Here is an 866-nt window from a genome sequence, read left to right on the forward strand (position 1 = left end):
TTCACGGCAACAGGCATGAACTCCGTTTCAAGTGTGTGCGTGATTGCTGAAATCCGGCAGGGTGACAGACGGGGCTGTTCCTTGCCGTTGTCCAGGCGGAAGAAGTCAAGCAAAGTGTTAAGCATATCCCGCATACGGTCGGAGGATTGCAGTATGTTTTGGATATACTGCCCGGACTTATCCTCACACTGTTCTTTCCGTATCAGTCCGGCATAGCCTGTTATTGCTGTCAGCGGTGTGCGCAGTTCATGGGTGATAGTATGTACCGCCTTCTTCCTTGACGTTATCAGTGCCTCGTTCCGTTGTACGGATTGTTCCAGTTGCCTTATCAAATCAGTTGTCTTGTGCTTGTATTGTTTAATGCTTTTTGCATCACGATGTATGATGATGTAGGAAATTAACAACAATAGAAGAACGAATCCCATTAAACCGCCTACTTGCATAAATGACTTTTCACGCATGGCAACTATTTCGTTTTCCCGGCTTTGCAGTTCGGTTTGTACCTTTTCTTCTATTTGGCAAATCAATTCTTGCAGTTGTCTGTTAAGTTCTGCATTACGAGCTGCAAGGCTGTCGGCTTGTTCCGACAATTGGCGATCCTGCACTTTCTGTTCGCTGATTACGTTTCTATTGACCGAATGAAGGATAGTGGTTGATACTGCTGGAGTTACTTCCTTTTTTTTGCCGAATATGCCTAAGAAACCTTTTCGTTTTGGCTTTTTGGACTGTTCCTGCACACTTTTCTGTACAATAACCGGAATTTGATTGGCTATCTTCTTGTTAATAGATTGTTGTTCATCCATTAACCGGACTATCTGGAACATCTGTCGTTCCTTATCCTCTAAAAGACTGCGCACACTATCGAT

At 44.0% G+C, this 866-nt stretch carries 1 protein-coding gene; it reads right to left on the reverse strand.

What is annotated here, in order from left to right; translation table 11 throughout:
* On the reverse strand, positions 1-866 hold an 866-nt coding region (locus tag H8S63_RS19760; protein WP_304522352.1), incomplete at both ends, for a histidine kinase dimerization/phospho-acceptor domain-containing protein.

It is taken from the genome of Bacteroides sp. NSJ-39, from assembly GCF_014287315.1.
In the GTDB taxonomy this organism is placed as follows: Bacteria; Bacteroidota; Bacteroidia; order Bacteroidales; family Bacteroidaceae; genus Bacteroides; species Bacteroides finegoldii.